The organism is Comamonas sp. SCN 65-56 (assembly GCF_001724135.1).
In the GTDB taxonomy this organism is placed as follows: domain Bacteria; phylum Pseudomonadota; class Gammaproteobacteria; order Burkholderiales; family Burkholderiaceae_C; genus Comamonas_C.
The window spans coordinates 91,394-109,552 of the sequence record NZ_MEDS01000012.1 but is presented as its reverse complement, the minus strand read 5'-3'; the positions used below and the strand labels follow the sequence as shown (position 1 = coordinate 109,552).

18 protein-coding genes are annotated in these 18,159 nt (G+C 65.4%); 8 read left to right on the top strand and 10 right to left on the bottom strand.

Annotation, left to right across the window (positions count from 1 at the left end):
- Nucleotides 1–37: 37 nt before the first annotated feature.
- The gene (gene rnhA, locus ABS45_RS08700; RefSeq protein WP_291555211.1) at nucleotides 38–496 is read right to left on the bottom strand and encodes a ribonuclease HI; all 459 of its coding nucleotides are present in this window, start codon (nucleotides 494–496) and stop codon (nucleotides 38–40) included.
- Entirely contained in the window at nucleotides 493–1,305 is an 813-nt protein-coding gene (locus ABS45_RS08695) for a methyltransferase domain-containing protein (RefSeq protein ID WP_291555005.1), read from the bottom strand. Before ABS45_RS08695 ends, rnhA begins: the two co-directional genes overlap by 4 nt.
- On the opposite strand from ABS45_RS08695, the gene gloB reads away from it, so the two are divergent.
- The 3 genes from gloB to ABS45_RS08680 are packed head-to-tail and all read left to right on the top strand — an operon-like array spanning nucleotide 1,304 to nucleotide 4,493.
- Complete coding sequence (gloB, locus tag ABS45_RS08690) at nucleotides 1,304–2,080, top strand: hydroxyacylglutathione hydrolase (RefSeq protein ID WP_291555003.1); 777 nt, start codon at nucleotides 1,304–1,306, stop codon at nucleotides 2,078–2,080. The genes ABS45_RS08695 and gloB overlap by 2 nt on opposite strands.
- Nucleotides 2,077–3,612, top strand: a complete 1,536-nt coding sequence (locus ABS45_RS08685) for a transglycosylase SLT domain-containing protein (RefSeq protein ID WP_291555002.1) — start codon at nucleotides 2,077–2,079, stop codon at nucleotides 3,610–3,612. The genes gloB and ABS45_RS08685 overlap by 4 nt, the downstream gene beginning before the upstream one ends.
- 44 nt (nucleotides 3,613–3,656) lie before the next feature.
- Nucleotides 3,657–4,493 carry an alpha/beta hydrolase gene (locus ABS45_RS08680; RefSeq protein WP_291555000.1) on the top strand — a complete coding sequence of 279 codons (837 nt, stop codon included), beginning with the start codon at nucleotides 3,657–3,659 and terminating at the stop codon, nucleotides 4,491–4,493.
- 13 nt (nucleotides 4,494–4,506) lie between these two features.
- Here ABS45_RS08680 and ABS45_RS08675 read toward each other — a convergent pair whose 3' ends face one another.
- Genes ABS45_RS08675 through ABS45_RS08645 form a run of 7 tightly spaced genes read right to left on the bottom strand, consistent with a single transcriptional unit; the run spans nucleotide 4,507 to nucleotide 10,831 of the window.
- A complete protein-coding gene (locus tag ABS45_RS08675; protein WP_291554998.1) occupies nucleotides 4,507–5,184 on the bottom strand; it encodes a phosphoglycolate phosphatase in 678 nt (225 codons plus the stop codon).
- Nucleotides 5,181–6,065 carry a phosphoribulokinase gene (locus ABS45_RS08670; protein WP_291554996.1) on the bottom strand — a complete coding sequence of 295 codons (885 nt, stop codon included), beginning with the start codon at nucleotides 6,063–6,065 and terminating at the stop codon, nucleotides 5,181–5,183. Before ABS45_RS08670 ends, ABS45_RS08675 begins: the two co-directional genes overlap by 4 nt.
- An 11-nt stretch (nucleotides 6,066–6,076) precedes the next feature.
- Nucleotides 6,077–7,168, bottom strand: a complete 1,092-nt coding sequence (locus ABS45_RS08665; RefSeq protein WP_291554995.1) for a class 1 fructose-bisphosphatase — start codon at nucleotides 7,166–7,168, stop codon at nucleotides 6,077–6,079.
- A gap of 22 nt (nucleotides 7,169–7,190) precedes the next feature.
- Nucleotides 7,191–7,913, bottom strand: coding sequence for an HAD-IA family hydrolase (locus ABS45_RS08660; RefSeq protein ID WP_291554993.1), 723 nt, complete (start codon nucleotides 7,911–7,913; stop codon nucleotides 7,191–7,193).
- On the bottom strand, nucleotides 7,910–8,875 hold the full coding sequence (gene cbbX, locus ABS45_RS08655) for a CbbX protein (protein ID WP_291554991.1): 966 nt from the start codon (nucleotides 8,873–8,875) through the stop codon (nucleotides 7,910–7,912). The genes ABS45_RS08660 and cbbX overlap by 4 nt, the downstream gene beginning before the upstream one ends.
- A 34-nt stretch (nucleotides 8,876–8,909) precedes the next feature.
- The gene (locus tag ABS45_RS08650) at nucleotides 8,910–9,344 is read right to left on the bottom strand and encodes a ribulose bisphosphate carboxylase small subunit (protein ID WP_291554990.1); all 435 of its coding nucleotides are present in this window, start codon (nucleotides 9,342–9,344) and stop codon (nucleotides 8,910–8,912) included.
- Nucleotides 9,345–9,370: 26 nt separating this feature from the next.
- A complete protein-coding gene (locus tag ABS45_RS08645; RefSeq protein ID WP_291554988.1) occupies nucleotides 9,371–10,831 on the bottom strand; it encodes a form I ribulose bisphosphate carboxylase large subunit in 1,461 nt (486 codons plus the stop codon).
- A gap of 105 nt (nucleotides 10,832–10,936) precedes the next feature.
- On the opposite strand from ABS45_RS08645, the gene ABS45_RS08640 reads away from it, so the two are divergent.
- Both ABS45_RS08640 and ABS45_RS08635 read left to right on the top strand, forming a co-directional pair.
- Complete coding sequence (locus ABS45_RS08640) at nucleotides 10,937–11,902, top strand: LysR family transcriptional regulator (RefSeq protein ID WP_291554986.1); 966 nt, start codon at nucleotides 10,937–10,939, stop codon at nucleotides 11,900–11,902.
- A 140-nt stretch (nucleotides 11,903–12,042) separates the two neighbouring features.
- Nucleotides 12,043–12,861, top strand: coding sequence for a mechanosensitive ion channel family protein (locus tag ABS45_RS08635; protein WP_291554984.1), 819 nt, complete (start codon nucleotides 12,043–12,045; stop codon nucleotides 12,859–12,861).
- A 3-nt stretch (nucleotides 12,862–12,864) separates the two neighbouring features.
- On the opposite strand, the gene ABS45_RS08630 is transcribed toward ABS45_RS08635, so the two are convergent.
- Complete coding sequence (locus ABS45_RS08630) at nucleotides 12,865–14,076, bottom strand: CoA transferase (protein ID WP_291554983.1); 1,212 nt, start codon at nucleotides 14,074–14,076, stop codon at nucleotides 12,865–12,867.
- Nucleotides 14,077–14,115: 39 nt separating this feature from the next.
- Here ABS45_RS08630 and earP point away from each other — a divergent pair, with 39 nt between their 5' ends.
- The 3 genes from earP to efp all read left to right on the top strand — a co-directional run bounded on the left by earP (nucleotide 14,116) and on the right by efp (nucleotide 18,122).
- Nucleotides 14,116–15,255 (top strand): elongation factor P maturation arginine rhamnosyltransferase EarP, encoded by a 1,140-nt coding sequence (gene earP / locus ABS45_RS08625; RefSeq protein ID WP_291554981.1) that lies wholly within the window; start codon nucleotides 14,116–14,118, stop codon nucleotides 15,253–15,255.
- Nucleotides 15,252–17,294 (top strand): diguanylate cyclase, encoded by a 2,043-nt coding sequence (locus ABS45_RS08620; RefSeq protein WP_291554979.1) that lies wholly within the window; start codon nucleotides 15,252–15,254, stop codon nucleotides 17,292–17,294. Before earP ends, ABS45_RS08620 begins: the two co-directional genes overlap by 4 nt.
- Before the next feature lie 273 nt (nucleotides 17,295–17,567).
- Entirely contained in the window at nucleotides 17,568–18,122 is a 555-nt protein-coding gene (efp, locus tag ABS45_RS08615; RefSeq protein WP_291554977.1) for an elongation factor P, read from the top strand.
- Nucleotides 18,123–18,159: the final 37 nt, after the last annotated feature.

Sequence of the window (18,159 nt, the reverse complement as noted above, 5' to 3'; positions counted from 1 at the left end):
ATACCCAGCATGCGTAAGCAGCTATGGTTTTGATAAGTCACGCGCTGCCGACGCGCGCCAGCGTCTGCTCCACACCTCGGTTGGCCAGGGCGTCTGCGCGCTCGTTGCCGGGGTGGCCGGCATGGCCCTTGACCCAATGCCAGCGGATGCTGTGTCCGGCGCCGTGGGCCAGTGCATCCAGCTGCTGCCACAGTTCCACGTTCTTCACCGGCTGGCCGGCGGCCGTGCGCCATTGCTGCTTCTTCCAGCCGTGGATCCATTCGGTGATGCCCTGGCGCACATACTGGCTGTCCAGGTACAGATCGACCTCGCAGGGGCGCTTGAGGGCGCTCAAGCCCTCGATCACGGCGCGCAGTTCCATGCGGTTGTTGGTCGTCAGCAGTTCGCCACCGCACAGCTCTCTCTCGACATCGCCGCGGCGCAGCAGCGCGCCCCAGCCGCCCGGGCCGGGGTTGCCCTTGCAGGCGCCATCGGTAAATAACTCGACACGGTTCACACTCGCTTGCTCCATTGCTTTGTGCCCATGCGCACGGTTTCGGCCGGTTCGCGGCGCGCCACCGGCAGCGCCGCACCGCGCGCCGCGCGCCGATTGCGCCAGGCCGGCTCCAGCAGCCGCATGCCCAGCACCCGCTTGACGGCCACCAGCACATAGCCCGCGCCCAGCACCGGCCAGCCATGCGGCCCGACACGGTCCATCCAGCCCATGCGGTCCAGCCACAGGGCATTGCGGCTGGCCGGGCCGAAACAGCCCAGGCTCACGCTCTCCATCTCCAGATCCAGCAGGCGCAGCCAGTCACGCAAGCGCCAGGGCGAAAAAAATTCCTCCGCCTGCGGAATGAACAAGGGGCCGCGCGCGCCCAGGCGCGCATACCACTGCATGCGCCGCTGGCGCAGGCCCCACAGGCTCCACGGGTTCACGCCACAGATCACCAGGCGTCCTTCAGGCACCAGCACGCGTGCCGCCTCGCGCAGCGCCGCATGCGGGCTGACGCTGAGCTCCAGCGTATGCGGCATCAACACCAGGTCAAGGCTTGCGGGGCCGAAGGGCAATTGCACCGCGTCGGCCCACAGCGCCGCACGCGCGGCCTCTTCAGGCAGCTCTGGCAGCGGCGCATTGACCGCCAGCCAGCGCTGCTGCATGCGATTGGCGCGCAGACCCTGCAGCTGCGGCAAACCCAGCTGCAACGCGTGATAGCCGAAGATGTCGGCCACCAGCTCGTCGCAGCGCTCCTGCTCCCATTGCAGCAGATAGCGCCCCGGCGGCGATTGCAGCCAGCCGTCGAAACTTATAATTTTGGCGCTCATGAAATTACTGCCACTGCCCGCTTTCTCCGACAACTACCTCTGGCTGATGCACGACGGGCAGAGCGCCCTCGTGGTGGATCCTGGCGATGCGACGCCGGTACGTGAAGCGTTGCAGAGCGCGCAACTGACCCTGCGCGCGATTCTAGTGACGCACCACCACCCGGACCATGTCGGTGGCGTTGCCGAGCTGGTGCAAACCACGGACGCCACGGTCTGGGGCCCGGCACTGGAAAAAATGCCGGTGCCGGTCACGCCTTTGCGCGGCGGCGACCAGTTCCAGGCGCTGGGCCTGCGGTTCGAAGTGCTGGACGTGCCCGGACACACCGCCGGCCACATCGCGTTTTACTGCGCCGATATGAATGGTGCGCCGCTGCTTTTTTGCGGCGATACGCTGTTTTCCGGCGGCTGCGGGCGGCTTTTTGAAGGCACGCCGGCGCAGATGCATGCCTCACTGTCGCGCCTGGCAGCCTTGCCGGGCGCCACGCGCGTGTGCTGCGCCCATGAGTACACCCTCTCCAATCTCGCCTTTGCGCAGGCGGTGGAACCGGGCAACGCGGCCCTGGCGCACTACCTCGCCACCTGCCGGCAGTTGCGCGCAGCCGGGCAGCCGACGCTGCCCTCCACCATCGCCACGGAGCAGGCCATCAACCCTTTTCTGCGCACGGCCGAAGCCGCCGTGGCGCACGCGGCCCGGGCGCACGAAGCGAACACGGATGTCGGCGATCCCGTCAGCGTTCTGGCCAGCCTCAGACAATGGAAAAACACCTTTCGATGAAATGGCTGCACCTGCTGGCACTGGCCAGCCTGTTGTGGCTTGCAGGATGTGCCAACACGCCGGGCAACGGCCCTGCCGCCACCGATAGCCCCACCAACTCCCATGCGCCCGATGTCCCGACGCAGCCCCTGAGCACCATCGCGGCAGGCGGCGGCGCGCGCGCCAGCGGCGTGGCGGTGGTGAGCGTGCCAGTGGACCTCTGGGAGCGCATCCGCCGCGGTTTTGCCATGCCCGATCTCGACAGCCAGCTGGTACGCGGGCAAGAGCAGTGGTATGCCACGCGCCCGGACTACATGCAGCGCATGACCGAGCGATCGAGCAAATACCTGTTTCACATCGTCGAGGAACTGGAGTTGCGCGGCATGCCAACCGAGCTCGCCCTGCTGCCCTACATCGAGAGCGCATTCAACCCGCAAGCGGTCTCCAGCGCCAAGGCGGCCGGCATGTGGCAATTCATGCCGGCCACCGGCAGTTACTTCGACCTCAAGCAGAACGCCTTTCGCGACGATCGGCGCGACGTGCTGGCCTCGACCCGCGCGGCGCTCGATTACCTGCAAAAGCTCTACGGCATGTTCGGCGACTGGCATCTGGCGCTGGCGGCATACAACTGGGGCGAGGGCAATGTCGCGCGCGCCATCGCCCGCAACGAAAAAGCCGGGCTGGCTACCGGCTACGAAGACATCACCATGCCGAACGAAACCCGGCTTTACGTGCCCAAGCTGCAGGCGGTGAAAAACATCGTGGCGCACCCCGAACGCTTCCAGGCATCGCTGCCGGCCATCGGCAACCACCCCTACTTTGACACCGTGGACATCACGCGCGACATCGACGTCGCACTGGTGGCCAGAATGGCCGGCATCAGCGAGGCAGATTTTCGCGAGCTCAACCCCTCGCTGCATCGCCCGGTGATTCTGGCGGCCGGCATGCCGCAGGTTCTGCTGCCCTGGGAGAGCGCGCAGAGCTTTCGGCGCAACATGCTGACCTACAACGAGGGGCGCCTGGCCAGCTGGACGGTCTGGACCGTGCCCGCGAACATGACCGTCAGCGCCGCCGCCCAGCGCAGCGGCATGAGCGAGGCCGAACTGCGCACGCTCAACGGCATCCCGCCGCGCATGATGATCAAGGCCGGCTCGGCGCTCATGGTGCCGCGCGCCGCAGGCAGCGGCAAGGATGTACCCGGAAACATCGCCGACAACGGGCAGATCGCCTTCACCCCCGAGGTCGTCGTGCGCCGCAGCACAGTCCGCGCAGGCAAGCACGACACGGTGGCCAGCATCGCCAGGCGTTACAAGGTCAGGGCGGACGACGTCGCCGACTGGAACGACCTCAAGACCGGCAGCCGCTTCAAACCCGGTGAGCCCATCGTGCTCTACCTGGCCACGCGCAACACGCCAGCCACGCACGGCGCCAACCCGGGCAAACGGCCCGCCAGCGCCCGCAAGACGGCGTCCACCGTCAAGCGCGCCAGTCAGGCCAAGCCGGCCCCAACCCACAAGAGAGCCGCCCCCGCCAAAAAGCGCGCCACACGCTGAAGCGCCGCGCATTGCAACGCGGGCCGGCTCCAGACTTCGCCACCATGAGCACCATCGTCTTTTCGCACGCCAACAGCTTCCCCGCCAGCACCTACCGCATCCTGTTCCGGCTGCTGCAGGAACGAGGCTTTCGCGTGAGCGCGGTCGAGCGCTTCGGTCACGACACGCGCTACCCGGTCACCAGCAACTGGCCCCATCTGGTGCAGCAGTTGGCCGACCACGCCCGTGAACAGCAACAGCGCAGCGGAGAACGCGCCTTTTTCGTCGGCCACTCGCTGGGCGGCTATCTGAGCCTGATGGCGGCCGCCATGCACCCCGACCTGGCGCGCGGCGTGGTACTGATCGATTCCCCCCTGGTAAGCGGCTGGAAGGCCGGCGCCGTCGGCATGGCCAAGCAGGTGCAGGTGATCGGCTCGCTCACGCCCGGGCGCATCAGCCGCGCCCGGCGCAACACCTGGCCCAGCCGCGAAGAGGCACTGGAGCACTTTCGCCGCAAAAAGGCCTTTGCGCGCTGGGATGCAGCCGTGCTGCAGGACTACATCTCCAGCGGCCTTGTGCCGCGCGACGACGGGCAGTTCACCCTGGCCTTTGATCGTGCCGTCGAGACCCAGATCTACAACACCCTGCCGCACAACCTCGCGCAACTGCTGCGCCGCCAGCCGCTGCAATGCCCGGCGGCGTTTCTCGGCGGCCGCGCATCGCACGAAATGGCGCAGGTGGGCATGGCATTCACCCAGCGCATCACGCAGGGGCGCACCATGATGCTGGACGGCAGCCACCTGTTTCCCATGGAGCAGCCACGCGCCACCGCAGCAGCAATCGAGGCGGCGCTGCTGAATCTGCAGACGCAGGAGGCACCCCAGAGGCAGCCGCAGCGCTAGCGCCCCCGGGATTTCACGCCGTCAGCAGGGCGCTGATGTCGTCAATCATCCGGTCCGGTTGGCTCTGCACCACCGGCTCGCCCATGTTGTAGCCATAGGGCAGCGCCCAGACGGCAATCCCGGCGTTGCGCGCCGTCGCAATATCGATGCGCGAATCACCCACGAAGAGCGCTCGCGCGGGTGCCACGCCCCACTGCTGCAGGCACTGCACGATGCCCGCCGGGTCTGGCTTCTTCGTTGGCAGGCTGTCGCCGCTGATGACGGCGTCCAGCAAGGCTTGCAGCCCGTGCGCCGCAAGCACGCGCTCGGTGTGGCGGCCCTCCTTGTTGGTCACCACGCCCACGCGCGTGCCCTGGCTGCGCAGTTGCTGCAGGGTTTCGATCACCTGCGGGTAGAGGCGGCTGTGCGTGCCGCAGCGGCGGTGGTAGTGGCGGTCAAACTGCGCGGCGATGGTGGGCATGGCCTCGTCGGTGCGCACTGCTTCCCGCGACAACTGGCGCACATGGGCCAACGCCTGCACCAGCAGCTCGCGCGTGCCGTGGCCTATCCAGGCATCCACCTGCTGCTGCGTGACAGGCGGCAGGCCCAGTTCACGCAGCAGATCGTTGGTGGCGTCGGCGATTTCGGGCGCGGTTTGCACCAGCGTGCCGTCCAGATCGAACAGCACGGCATCAAAGCGACGCGTGCTCATGCCGCGCCCAGCACACGCTTGCGCCGCTCCAGCATGCGCCAGACGAAAGGGGTGAAGATCAGCTGCATGGCCAGCTCCATCTTGCCGCCGGGCACCACGATGGTGTTGGCACGGCTCATCCAGGAATCATGGATCATGCCCAGAAGGTAGGGAAAGTCGATGCCCTTGGGGTTGGCGAAGCGGATCACCACCATGCTCTCGTCGGCGCTCGGGATGTCGCGCGCGATGAAGGGGTCGCTGGTATCGACCATGGGCACGCGCTGGAAGTTGACATGCGTCTGCGCGAACTGAGGCACGATGTAGTGCACGTAGTCGGGCATGCGCCGCAGGATGGTGTCGGTCACGGCCTCGGTGCTGTACCCTCTCTGGTGCTGATCGCGCCAGAGCTTCTGTATCCACTCCAGGTTGATGACCGGCACCACGCCGATGCGCAGATCGACATGGCGCGCAATGTCGTGCTCGGGCGTGACCACCGCGCCATGCAGGCCTTCGTAGAACAGCAGGTCGGTATCGCCGGGCAGCGCCTCCCATGCGGTGAAAGTGCCCGGCGCTTGCTGGTACGGCGCGGCTTCCTGCTCGTTGTGCAGGTATTTGCGCGCCTGGCCCTGGCCGGTTTCGCCGTAACTGCGAAACAGGGCTTCCAGCTCGCCAAAGAGGTTGTTGTCCGGCCCGAAGTGGCTGAAATGCTTGTTGCCCGCTTTTTCGGCCTCGGCCTGGCGGGTGCGCATCTCGGCACGATCGTAGCGATGGAAGCTGTCGCCCTCGATGACGGCGGCCTTCACGCCTTCGCGCCTGAAGATGGCGGCAAAGGTACGCGTCACCGTGGAGGTGCCGGCCCCGCTGGAGCCGGTGATGGCGATGATGGGATGGCGGTCAGACATGTTCGGTGTTCTCAGGCAGTTTCACGAAACAGGCTGCGGGCATGAAACAGCGGAATCTCGCCCTCCAGCGCCGCCTGCGGTTCGGCGTGGTAGCGCTCGATGCGCTCCACCTCGTTCCTGGAACCGAAGACCAGGCCAATGCGCTGGTGCAGGCTGTCAGGCTGCACTTTCAACAGCGGCTCGCGCCCGGTGCTCACGCGCCCGCCGGCCTGCTCTATCAGATAGCCGATGGGATTGGCTTCGTACAGCAGACGCAGACGCCCCGGCTTGCTGGCGTCCCTGGTATCGCGCGGGTACAGGAAGACACCGCCGCGCGTGAGAATGCGATGCGTCTCGGCCACCAGCGAGGCAATCCAGCGCATGTTGAAGTCCTTGCCGCGCACCCCCGTGCGCCCGGCCAGGCATTCGTCCACATATCGGCGCACCGGTGCCTCCCAGAAGCGGCTGTTGGAAGCATTGATGGCAAATTCCTGCGTGTCCTCGGGAATTCGCATGTCCGGGTGCGTCAGCAAAAACTCCCCCAGATCCGGCGACAGCGTGAAGCCATGCACGCCATTGCCCACCGACAGCACCAGTAGCGTGCTCGGGCCATAGAGCGCGTAGCCCGCGGCCACCTGCTCACAGCCGGGCTGCAGGAAATCGGCCGCGCTCACCTCGCGTTCGCTGGCCATCACCTGCGGCGGCGCGCGCAGCACGGAAAAAATGCTGCCTATGGAGACATTCGCATCGATGTTGCTGGAGCCATCGAGCGGATCAAACGCCAGCAGGTACTTGCCGCGCGGCAGCCCTGCGGGAATCGCGTAAGGCAGCTCCATCTCCTCGGACGCCATGCCCGCAAGGTTGCCACCCCACTCGCACAGGCGAATGAACCAGTCGTTGCTCAGCACATCCAGCGGTTTTTGCTGCTCGCCCTGCACGTTCATGGCGCCCGCGGCCGGCACCTCATGGCCCGCAAGGCGGCCCAGCGCAGCGGTTCGCGTAATCGCCTTGCAGGCGAGCGACGCCGCCAGAATCAGGCCGTTGAAATCGCCGCGCGCGCCGGGATGGCGCCTGCGCTGTTCAATCAGGAACTGCGTCAGCGTGGTGTGGTGGGGCTGGAGCATGTGTCACCTTGTTCTGCAGGGTTCAGGCCGCTGCGCGCCAGGCGCGCAGCGTGTCCACCCCCACGCCATCCAGACTCGGCAATACGCGCAGCGCGCCGGCAAAATCATGGTGCGCCGTGAAGTGCGTGGGGGTAATGATGCTTGCCAGCCCCGCGGCCAGCGCCGATTGCAGGCCATTGGCCGAATCCTCGAACGCCAGGCAGGCAGTGGCCGGCAGACCCAGCTGCGCCAGTGTCTGCTGGTACACCATGGGGTGGGGCTTCTTCAGCGGGGCGCTGCTCGCATCCTGCACGGCGACAAAGCGTGAACGCCAGTCGCTGCCCATGGCACGGCGCAACAGCGCAGCAATGTTCACCGGCGAGGTGGTGGTAGCGATCGCCAGCCGCAGGCCGGCGGCGAATGCTTCTTCGATCAACGCCAGTACACCGGGGCGCAACCGGACCGCGCCATCATTCACCGCCGCCTCATAGTGGGCGGTCTTGATTTCATGGATGCGCGCAATCGTCTGCTCCACCGCCATCGCATCGATCGCGCGCATGTCGGGGCGCATCTGCTGCCAGTAGTGCTGCATGCGCTCCTTGCCGCCCGAGACTTCCAGCAGCCGGGTGTAGAGCGCCTCATCCCAGTGCCAATCCATGCCCAGATCGGCAAACGCCTGGTTGAAGGCGGCCAGATGCACGGTTTCGGTGTCGGCCAAGGTGCCGTCGACATCGAAAATCAGGCCTTGGAGTGCAGCAGATGTCATGGGGCTAAGGCAGGTGCGTTGGGTTGAAAAATCCGGCTGGCGAGCAGGTCGGCGCCGGTGATGGTTGTCAGGTCTTCAGCCGTGAGCACACGGTTTCGATCGGCAAAAAGACGACTGGCCTGGCGCAGACGGGCGCGATCCAGGGCATTGCGCACGCTGCGCGCGTTGGCAAAGTGCGGCTGCTGCATGCGCAGCTGCAGGTAACGCTCGAACGCGTCGCCAGCCTGTGCATCGAAACGGTAGTTCTGCTGCGCCAGCATGCAAAGCCCGATCTGCTGCAATTCAGGCACGCTGTAATCCGGAAAATCAATGTGGTGCGCGATGCGCGAGGACATGCCGGGATTGGACTGGAAAAACGTGTCCATGCGGTTTTTGTATCCGGCAAGGATGACGACCAGGTCGTCGCGCTGGTTCTCCATCACCTGCAGCAGAATTTCTATCGCTTCCTGGCCGTAGTCGCGTTCGTTCTCGGGGCGGTAGAGGTAATACGCCTCGTCAATGAAAAGCACGCCACCCATGGCCTTCTTGAGCACTTCCTTGGTCTTGGGTGCCGTGTGGCCGATGTACTGGCCCACCAGATCATCGCGCGTGACCGCGACCATGTGCCCTTTGCGCACATAACCCAGGCGCTGCAGGATCTGCGCCATGCGCATCGCCACCGTGGTCTTGCCGGTGCCAGGGTTGCCGGTAAAGCACATGTGCAGGCTGGGCGCCTGGCTTTCCAGGCCGAGGTTGGCGCGCAGCGTGTCTATCACCAGCAGCGCGGCAATGTCGCGAATGCGGGCCTTGACGGGCGCCAGGCCCACCAGCTCGCTGTCGAGCTCCGCCAGCACCTGCTCCACCTGCGCCTGCGCCAGCACCTCGGCCACGCTGCGCGCGCTGCCGCGTGCAGGGGCTTCAGCCGCGAGGGCGCTGGCCGGTGCTGCGGTGCTGCCGGGAATCACGTACTGAGGCGCATGCATGGTGCGGGCTTGTTTCGGTTCAGGGACCGCAGCTTCAGCCGCGCTCGTTCTCGGGCCTGCCGGTGGCGTAGCTGCGCGTACGGTAGCGCATCATCCGTCCGCCCTCTTCCGAGCGCTCGAGCTGAAAACCGGGCTCGTACTTGGGCCGATTGACGATGAAGCTCATCGCCACCGACTCCACACCCCGCGTCGAATCAAACGCCATCATGCGGATGTAATGGTTGGGGAAGGTCTTGCGGCAATGGTTGACTTCCATCAGCACGCCAGCCGGATCGCGCAGATCGAACATGGGCATGCCGAACATGTCCCAGTACTGATTGCGCGGGTGCGGATCGTCGGTGTACTCCACGCTCCAGGCGTAGCCCTTGTCCAGGCCGTACTGAATCTGGGCGCTGATTTCAGCATCCGTCAGATCGGGCAGAAAACTGAACTGGCCTTGCGTCAGGCGCTGCGTCGGGTTGGTCATCATGGCGGTGTTCTCCTTGGTGGTGCGCTTCAGGCCACGGCCTGGGTGACGGCGTAGTCGCTGCTGTCGGTGGATTCGAAATTGAAGGTGACATCGCCCCAGGTGTCCAGGGCCTGCTTGAGCGGGGTGCAAAAGCGCGCCGCGTCCTGCAGGATCTGCGGGCCTTCGGCCAGGATGTCGCGGCCTTCGTTGCGTGCCTTGACCATGGCCTCCAGCGCCACGCGATTGGCCGTCGCGCCCGCCTGTATGCCTTGCGGGTGGCCTATGGTGCCGCCGCCAAATTGCAGGATCACGTCGTCGCCGAACAGGTGCAGCAACTGGTGCATCTGCCCGGCGTGGATGCCGCCGGAAGCGACCGGCATGACCTTCTTGGTATCGGCCCAGTTCATGTCGAAGAACAGGCCGCGCGGCAGGTCCCTTTTGGTATGGCTGTCGCGGCAGACGTTGTAGTAACCCTGCACGGTCAGCGGGTCGCCCTCGAGCTTGCCCACCGCCGTGCCGGTGTGCAGATGGTCCACCCCCGCCAGCCGGCACCACTTGGCGATCACGCGAAAGCTCACCCCGTGCGACTTCTGGCGCGTATAGGTGCTGTGGCCGGCGCGGTGCATGTGCATGACCATGTCGTTCCTGCGGCACCACTTGGCCATGGATTGGATCGCGGTCCAGCCGATCACCAGGTCCACCATCACCACCACGCTGCCCAGCGCCTTGGCAAATTCGGCGCGCTCGTACATGTCTTCCATGGTGGCGGCGGTGACGTTCAGGTAGCTGCCCTTGATCTCGCCGGTCACGGCCTGCGCCTTGTTCACCGCATCCATCACGTTCAGGAAGCGATCGCGCCAGTGCATGAAAGGCTGGGAGTTGATGTTCTCGTCGTCCTTCATGAAATCCAGCCCGCCCTTGAGGCCTTCGTAGATCACGCGGCCATAGTTGCGCCCCGAAAGACCGAGTTTGGGCTTGGTGGTGGCGCCCAGCAGCGGGCGGCCGTATTTGTCCAGGCGCTCGCGCTCGACGATCAGGCCGGTGGGCGGGCCGTCGAAGGTCTTGATATAAGCCTCGGGGATGAACATGTCTTCCAGCCGCAGCGCCTTGAGCGGCTTGAAGCCGAAGACATTGCCAATCAGGCTGGCCGTCAAGTTGGCGATCGAGCCGGGTTCGAACAAGGTCAGGTCGTACGCAATCCAGGCAAACCACTGCTGCGGATTGTTGGGCACCTGCTCCACCTGGTAGGCCTTGCCGCGGTAGTCGTCGCAGGCGGTGAGACGGTCGGTCCAGACCACCGTCCAGGTGGCGCACGAGGATTCACCCGCCACGCCAGCGGCGGCCTCTTCCGGCTCCACGCCTTCCTGCGGCGTGATGCGGAACAAACAGATGATGTCGGTCGCCTTGGGCTGATAGTCAGGGCGCCAGTAGCCCATCTCGCGGTACTTGAGAACGCCGGCCTTGTAGCGCTTCCTGGCATCGATGATTTCGGTGACTTCGCTGCTCATGCTTGGCTCCTTCGATAGTGCGGCTTGCAATGGGACTGCACTCTAGAAAGAAAAATGGATAAGGTAAATTCATTGTTTTTTCATCGTCAATTCAGGATTTACTGAATGAAAAACGCCACCTTCCGCCAATTGCGCGTGTTCAGCGAGGTCGCGCGTCACCTGAGCTTTCGCAAGGCGGCCGACGCGCTGCATCTCACGCCACCAGCCGTGACCATGCAGGTGAAGGAGCTGGAAGGACAGATCGGCCTGCCGCTGTTTGAGCGCGAAGGCCGCCAGGTGCACCTCACCACCGTGGGCGAGTACATGCTGGTCTATGCGCGCAAGATCCTCGCCACGCTCAAGGACGCGGAAGACGCCGCTGCGCGCCTCAAGGGTCTGCAGGTCGGGCGCCTGACGATAGGCATGGTGAGCACGGCGCAGTACTTTCTGCCGCGGCTGCTGGCGCAGTTCCAGCACGAGCACGAAGGCATCGAGGTGCAACTGGCCATGGGCAACCGCGCCCAGCTTTACGCAATGCTGCAGGCCAACGAGGTGGACATTGCCATCATGGGCCGGGCACCCCGGGAGCTTGCCACGCGCGCCGAGCCGTTTGCCGCGCACCCGCATGTCTTCGTCGCTCCTGCCGGCCACCCCCTGCTGGCGCGCGGCAGCGTTCCTCTCAGCGCGCTGCAGCCCTGGGGCTTCTTGATGCGCGAAAGCGGCTCAGGCACGCGCGCGGCGCTGCAAGCCTTCTTCGATCAACACCGCGCCGTTCCCGTAATCCGCATGGAGATGGCCAGCAACGAAGCGCTCAAGCAGGCGGTGATCGCCGGCCTCGGCCTGTCCTTCCTCTCGCTGCACACGCTGGGGCTGGAGCTGGAGCATGGGCTGCTGGGCATCATCGACGTGCAGGGCGGCCCGGTGCTGCGTTCATGGAACGTGGTGCACACCCACGCCAAGCTGCTGTCGCCCGCCGCGGAGCGCTTTCGCTACTCCATCCTTGAACAAGGAGAGGCCTTTCTGGCGCGGCAATTCGGCCAGCACTTGTCCCTGGCGCCTTTCGAAAGATCAAAGTCAAAGCATAGCTGCTGACACATGACAGACAAGCGTCAGAGCCGCTTTTGTTGGGAATTTTCAATGCATCCGGGATGGCTTGTTTGACAATGTTCCACCGTAGACATCCGAGGCAAACCCTAAACTGCGCGGTTTGATTTTTCCGAGGGTCCACTCCCATGAACACGCAGGACATCTGGCACTTCATCAGCACCCAGGGTGCGGATTTCGGCATCAAGCTGATTACCGCCATCGCCGCCTGGATCGTCGGCCGCTGGCTCATCGGTCTGGCCGTGGGGCTGATGGGCAAGCTGATCGCACGCGGCGGCAAGATAGACGCGACGCTCTCCAAATACCTGCAGTCGGTGATTGCCGTGCTGCTCAACGTCGTTCTGATCCTGGCGATCCTGGACATCTTCGGCGTCAAGACCACCTCGTTTGCTGCCTTGCTGGCGGGTGCTGGTCTGGCCATTGGCGCCGCCTGGAGCGGCATGCTGGGCAACTTCGCCGCGGGCGTGTTCATGCAGGTGCTGCGGCCCTACAAGGTGGGCGATTTCATCAGCGCCGGCGGCAGCGTTGGCACGGTCAAGGAACTGGGGCTGTTTGCCACCACCATCGTCACGCCCGACAACGTCGTCACCGTCGTCGGCAACGGCAAGGTGTTTGGCGACAACATCCAGAACTACAGCGCCCTGCCGGTGCGCCGCGTGGACTGCGTGGCCAAGGTGGCCAATGGCGTGAACCCGCTCGAAGCCATCGAGCGCCTGCGCCCGGCCATCGCCGCCATCGCCAACGTCGCCACCGATCCGGCGCCAGACATCGAAATCCTGGAATTCACGCCCGAAGGCCCCAAGCTCTGCGTGCGCCCCTACACCCACACCGACCACTACTGGCAGGTGTACTTCGACACGCACAAGGCCATCGTGCGCGTTTTCACCGACGCCGGCTATCCGGTGCCCGAGACGCCGATGGCCTACCGCAACGCCCCCATGCACTAAACCCTACTGCACGATGCCGCGGCTGCGCAGCGCGGCAATCTGCGCCGGCGTGAGGCCCAGTTCGACCAGCACCGCGTCGGTGTCCTCGCCCAGATGCGGCGCGCTCGAGCGCACGCGGCCCGGCGTGGCAGAGAGCTTGGGCACGATGCCCGGCACCTTGACGCTGTAGCCGTCGCGCGTGGGCTGATCCAGCAGCATGGCGCGCGCCGCGTAGTGCGGGTCTTCGGCAATGTCGCGCGCGGTATAGACCTTGCCCGCCGGCACGCGCGCCCCGGACATGGCCCGCACCACGGCATCCACCTTCCGCCCGCGCGTCCAGTCGGCGATGGCGCCGTCGATCTCGGCCACGCGCGCCACGCGTCCGGCGTTGTGCGCCAAATCGGGGGCATCGCCCAGGTCGGCGCGGCCAATCGCCGCCATCAGGCGCTTGAAGATGCTGTCCCCATTGCCCGCCACCAGCACCCAGCCGTCGCTGCACGGGTAGGCGTTGGAGGGCGCAATGCCGGGCAGCGCGCTACCACCGGGCTCGCGCACCACGCCAAAGGCGTCGTACTCGGGGATCAGGCTTTCCATGCAATTGAACACCGCCTCGTACAGCGCCACGTCAATTACCTGCCCCTTGCCGCCGCGCGCGTCGCGGTGGTAGAGCGCCATCAGCACACCGAGCGCGCCATGCAGCGCGGCCAGCGTGTCACCGATCGAGACGCCAACGCGCACCGGCACGCGCCCGGGCTCGGCCGTGAGGTGGCGCAGGCCGCCCATGGCCTCGCCGATCAGGCCGAAGCCCGGCAGATCGCGGTAGGGCCCGCTTTGCCCGTAGCCCGAGATACGCAAAATGATGAGGCGCGGATTGAGCGCCTGCAGTTGCTCGGGCGCCATGCCCCAGCCCTCCAGCGTACCGGGGCGAAAATTCTCCACCAGCACATCGGCCTCGGCCAGCAGCCTGCGGGCAATGTCCTGCGCCTCGGCCTGGCGCAAGTCGAGCGCGATGGATTGCTTGTTGCGCGATTGCACCTGCCACCAGACGGAGGTGCCCTCCTTGATGAGGCGCCAGTTGCGCAACGGATCCCCGGCGCCGGTGGCTTCGATCTTGACCACGTCGGCGCCGAAATCCCCCAGCGTCTTGGCGCAAAACGGCCCGGCAATCAACTGCCCCATCTCGATCACGCGCACACCCGCCAGCGGCAGGGGCGCCTCGCGCTCACTCACTTGCATCGGCTCCTCCAGTGTCGTCCGCACCTTACCATCGCGCCCATGCAATTGCGCTGGGACATCTTTTGCCGCGTGGTGGACAACTGGGGCGACATCGGCGTCTGCTGGCGCCTGGCCGCTGAACTGGCCGCGCGCGGCGAGCAGGCGCGACTGTGGACGGACGACGCCAGCGCCCTCGCCTGGATGGCGCCGGATGGACACGCGGGCGTGCAGGTGCTGCCCTGGCCCGATGCCGCGCCCGCCGACGGCCTGGGCGATGTGCTGCTCGAAACCTTTGGCTGCGAACTGCCACCCGCGATCGTTGCCGCCTGCGCGCAGGCGGTGCGCCCTCCGCTGTGGATCAACCTCGAATACCTGAGCGCCGAGCGCTATGTGGAGCGCAGCCACCGCCTGCCCTCGCCCATCCAGAGCGGCGCGGGGCGCGGGCTCACGCGCTGGTACTTCTACCCCGGCTTCACCGAGCGCACCGGCGGCCTGCTGCGCGAGCACGATCTGGCCGCCCGCCAGGCCGCGTTTGACCGGAGCGCCTGGCGCGCACGCCACGGCATCGCGCCCGAGGCGCTGGCGATTGCGCTGTTCTGCTACGAGCCGCCCGCGCTACCCACCTGGCTGGATGCGCTGGCGCAGCGCGGCGCGGTGCACCTGCTCGTCACACCCGGGCGCGCCGCGGCTGCGGTACAAGCGTGGGAGCAAAAAAATATCAATCAAATTGCCGTTGAGCGCTTGCCAGACAAGCGCAACAAGCTACAAATAACATATCTATCGCCCTGCACCCAGACCGAGTTCGATCACCTGCTGCTGGCCAGCGATTTCAACTGCGTGCGCGGCGAAGACTCGCTGGTGCGCGCCCTGTGGGCCGGCGCGCCGCTGCTCTGGCAGATCTACCCGCAGCACGATGACGCGCACCACGCCAAACTCGATGCGTTTCTGGGCTGGCTGCAGGCACCGACCGGGCTGCGGCAATTGCACCTCGCCTGGAACGCTCTGCCGCAGGCCGGCGCCCCGCTGGTGCCGGACACTGCCGAGCTGCGCGCCTGGGGGGCCTGCGTGCAAGCGGCACGCACCCGGTTGCTGGCGCAAGACGACCTCGTCACGCAGCTTTTGGGATTCGTCTCGGCTTCGCATGGGCCACTGGCACAATGCTCGCGTCCACAGACCAGGCAACCAGGCTGCAACCCTTGAAACTGCCATCGTTCGGATACTTTCCCGGCCTCTGCCGCGCCCCGCTGCAGTGCATGCTCTACCTGCTGGCGATCACCTTGCCTCTGCTGTTGATCGGCGCCTGGGGCAAGTCAGCCTACGAAAGCGCGCGGCAAGAGCGCATCGTGGGCAGCGTCGAGCGATCCGTGGAGGCCGCCAGCGCGACCCTGGCCGGGGAAGTCGAGCAGCAGATTTCCCTGATGTCCTTGCTGTCCTTGTCCTCGGTCACCAAGGCGTACTTGCAAGACCCGGCCAAAACCACCCAGGCTGCGGTGGAAAACAGCTTTTTCCAGATCGCCGATGTGCTGGGCACTTTTGATCAGCTGCGCTTGCTTGATACGTCCGGCCGGGAACTGGTGCGCATCAATCACCGTCAGGGACGTACCACGGTAACGCCAAGGCAGGCTCTGCAAGACAAATCGGGCCGCGACTACGTTCAGCAGGGGCTCAAGCTGCGGGCGGGTGAATTGCTTGCATCGCGCGTCGATCTCAACATCGAGCATGGCCAGGTGGAAGTACCGCATGTGCCAACGTTGCGCATGGTGGCCCCGGTGATCGGGCCGGGCGGCGAGCGGCTGGGGCTGATGGTGGCCAATTACCGCGCTGAACTGATGCTCGGTGAGTACCGGCGCATGGTCCAGACCGTCCCCGGTTTCCGTGGCATGCTGCTCAACAACGAGGGCTATTGGCTCATCAACCACGACCGGAGCAACGAATGGGGCTGGGTGCTGGGCCACCCCGAGCGCACCGCCCAAAAGCAGCTGCCCCCGCTGTGGCAACACATGCAAACGACGCCCACGGGCGTGTTTGAAACCGCGCAGTCGCTCTATGTCTTTGCCCGCATGGCGCCGTTTGATCGCCCGCCCGCGCAAGGTACCGACGCCAGGGGCTCGAAGCGGTTGCGGGTGGCGGACCACTCGGACCCTTCTCGCCAGTGGTATGCGCTGATCGAGATCCCGAAGGCCGTCTTGCAAGAGCGCTCTTTCTTTCATTCGACGCTGGGCCAGTGGCTGACGGCGCTGTATGTTGTCCTCAGCGTGGTGCTGGCACTCGTCGTGGCACAGTTGCAGGCACAACGACGTGCACTCAAGGACGCGGCAGCGCGGGAGCTGACCCTGTTTCAGGACCTCTACGACCGGGCACCGTTCGGCTATTGCAGCCTGGACCAGAGCGGGCTGATCCGGCGCATCAACCAAACCCTGCTGACCTGGCTCAAACGCGAACGCGATACCGTGGTCGATCGATTGCGCCTGCACGACGTGGTGGCCAATGAGGCACATCCGCAATTGGCCCAATTGCTGGCGGACAGCCTGAGCACGGGGCAGCCGGCACGGCTGGAGGCACGGCTGCAGGTGTCCGAAGGCGATGGTTTGCCAGTGCAGCTGGCCATCCACCCCATTCAACGCACCCAAAGCAAAGGCCGCGAAGACGTGCGGGTGCGCGTGGCGGTGGAAGACATGGCGGCACAGCACAAGCTGCGCGAAACCCTGCATCTCATGGCCGTCACGGACCCTCTCACCGGCCTGCGAAACCGCAGGGGCTGGCAGGACCTGATGCAGCAAGAGCTGCGCCGCGCCCGGCGCTCGGGCCAGCCGCTGGCCGTGATGATGCTGGATATCGACCACTTCAAGCGCATCAACGATACGCATGGGCACGACGTGGGCGACCTCGCGCTCAAGGCCATGGCCGAGGTGCTGCAGCAATCGGTGCGCGACGTGGATGTGGTGGCGCGCTTGGGCGGCGAGGAATTTGTCGTGCTGGCGGCAGACACCCCCAGTGAACGCGCGCTGGAAATGGCCCACCGGTTGCGCGAGCGGGTTGCGGCCATCGCCCTGCCGCTGGCAGGCACCGGCGAAGTGCTTCGCTTCACCGTCTCCGTCGGGGTCGCCTGCGCGACGGCGAGCCATATCGATCCGGAAGCCTTGCTGAAACAAGCCGATGAACAACTGTACGCGGCCAAGCACGGTGGCCGAAACTGCGTACGCTTGGCCGTGATGGATGCTGCGGCAGGCGAAAAGTGACCGCCTGGGCTGCCAATGCGATGGCACTCGCGCACCACCCGCCACGCATGGGCGTCGGCACGGAAAATCCACCTGAAAGACGCTGTCGCCAAGTCCCTTTTCGCCTCGGGCAAGAAAAAAGCTAAAATCGCGGTCTTTGCGTTTGACTGGCACAAGAGTAGTGCCGCACAAGCGCCCCCGCCGGTTCTTCAGCCTCGGGGTCGGACGGCTTCACCGACCAGCCCACCCGCCCCGACACCAGGAGCGGCACCACACCAGGACCCAAGGCAAGCCATGAAAATCGCTCAAGAAATCCGCGCCGGCAACGTGATCATGCAGGGCAAGGACCCGATGATCGTTCTCAAGACCGAATACGCCCGCGGCGGGCGCGGCGCCGCCACCGTGCGCATGAAGCTCAAGGGCTTGCTCAACAACATGGGCACCGAAGTCGTGTTCCGCGCCGACGACAAGATGGACAACGTCATCCTCGAGAAGAAGGATTGCACCTACTCCTACTTCGCCGATCCGATGTATGTCTGGATGGATGCCGAGTACAACCAGTACGACATCGAGTCCAGCAACATGGGCGACGCCATCAACTACCTGGAAGACGGCATGGCCGCCGAAGTCGTTTTCTACGAAGGCAAGGCGATTTCGGTGGAACTGCCCACCAGCGTCGAGCGCGAAATCACCTGGACCGAGCCGGCCGTCAAGGGCGACACCTCGGGCAAGGTGCTCAAACCCGCCAAGATCGGCACCGGCTTTGAAGTCGCCGTACCCCTGTTCGTGGATCAAGGCGACAAGATCGAAATCGACACCCGTACCGGCGAATACCGCAAGCGGGTCTGATCGCCTGACCTCGCTCAACCCGAGAAGGCTTCTGTTG

What these genes read in the sequence shown, in the direction of transcription:
- ABS45_RS08670 (WP_291554996.1), bottom strand. Translation starts at nt 6,065, where the DNA reads ATGTCTGACCGCCATCCCATCATCGCCATCACCGGCTCCAGCGGGGCC.
- ABS45_RS08685 (WP_291555002.1), top strand. Translation starts at nt 2,077, where the DNA reads ATGAAATGGCTGCACCTGCTGGCACTGGCCAGCCTGTTGTGGCTTGCA.
- ABS45_RS08695 (WP_291555005.1), bottom strand. Translation starts at nt 1,305, where the DNA reads ATGAGCGCCAAAATTATAAGTTTCGACGGCTGGCTGCAATCGCCGCCG.
- ABS45_RS08665 (WP_291554995.1), bottom strand. Translation starts at nt 7,168, where the DNA reads ATGCTCCAGCCCCACCACACCACGCTGACGCAGTTCCTGATTGAACAG.
- ABS45_RS08640 (WP_291554986.1), top strand. Translation starts at nt 10,937, where the DNA reads ATGAAAAACGCCACCTTCCGCCAATTGCGCGTGTTCAGCGAGGTCGCG.
- ABS45_RS08645 (WP_291554988.1), bottom strand. Translation starts at nt 10,831, where the DNA reads ATGAGCAGCGAAGTCACCGAAATCATCGATGCCAGGAAGCGCTACAAG.
- ABS45_RS08660 (WP_291554993.1), bottom strand. Translation starts at nt 7,913, where the DNA reads ATGACATCTGCTGCACTCCAAGGCCTGATTTTCGATGTCGACGGCACC.
- ABS45_RS08650 (WP_291554990.1), bottom strand. Translation starts at nt 9,344, where the DNA reads ATGATGACCAACCCGACGCAGCGCCTGACGCAAGGCCAGTTCAGTTTT.
- gloB (WP_291555003.1), top strand. Translation starts at nt 1,304, where the DNA reads ATGAAATTACTGCCACTGCCCGCTTTCTCCGACAACTACCTCTGGCTG.
- efp (WP_291554977.1), top strand. Translation starts at nt 17,568, where the DNA reads ATGAAAATCGCTCAAGAAATCCGCGCCGGCAACGTGATCATGCAGGGC.
- earP (WP_291554981.1), top strand. Translation starts at nt 14,116, where the DNA reads ATGCAATTGCGCTGGGACATCTTTTGCCGCGTGGTGGACAACTGGGGC.
- ABS45_RS08675 (WP_291554998.1), bottom strand. Translation starts at nt 5,184, where the DNA reads ATGAGCACGCGTCGCTTTGATGCCGTGCTGTTCGATCTGGACGGCACG.
- cbbX (WP_291554991.1), bottom strand. Translation starts at nt 8,875, where the DNA reads ATGCATGCGCCTCAGTACGTGATTCCCGGCAGCACCGCAGCACCGGCC.
- ABS45_RS08635 (WP_291554984.1), top strand. Translation starts at nt 12,043, where the DNA reads ATGAACACGCAGGACATCTGGCACTTCATCAGCACCCAGGGTGCGGAT.
- ABS45_RS08680 (WP_291555000.1), top strand. Translation starts at nt 3,657, where the DNA reads ATGAGCACCATCGTCTTTTCGCACGCCAACAGCTTCCCCGCCAGCACC.
- ABS45_RS08630 (WP_291554983.1), bottom strand. Translation starts at nt 14,076, where the DNA reads ATGCAAGTGAGTGAGCGCGAGGCGCCCCTGCCGCTGGCGGGTGTGCGC.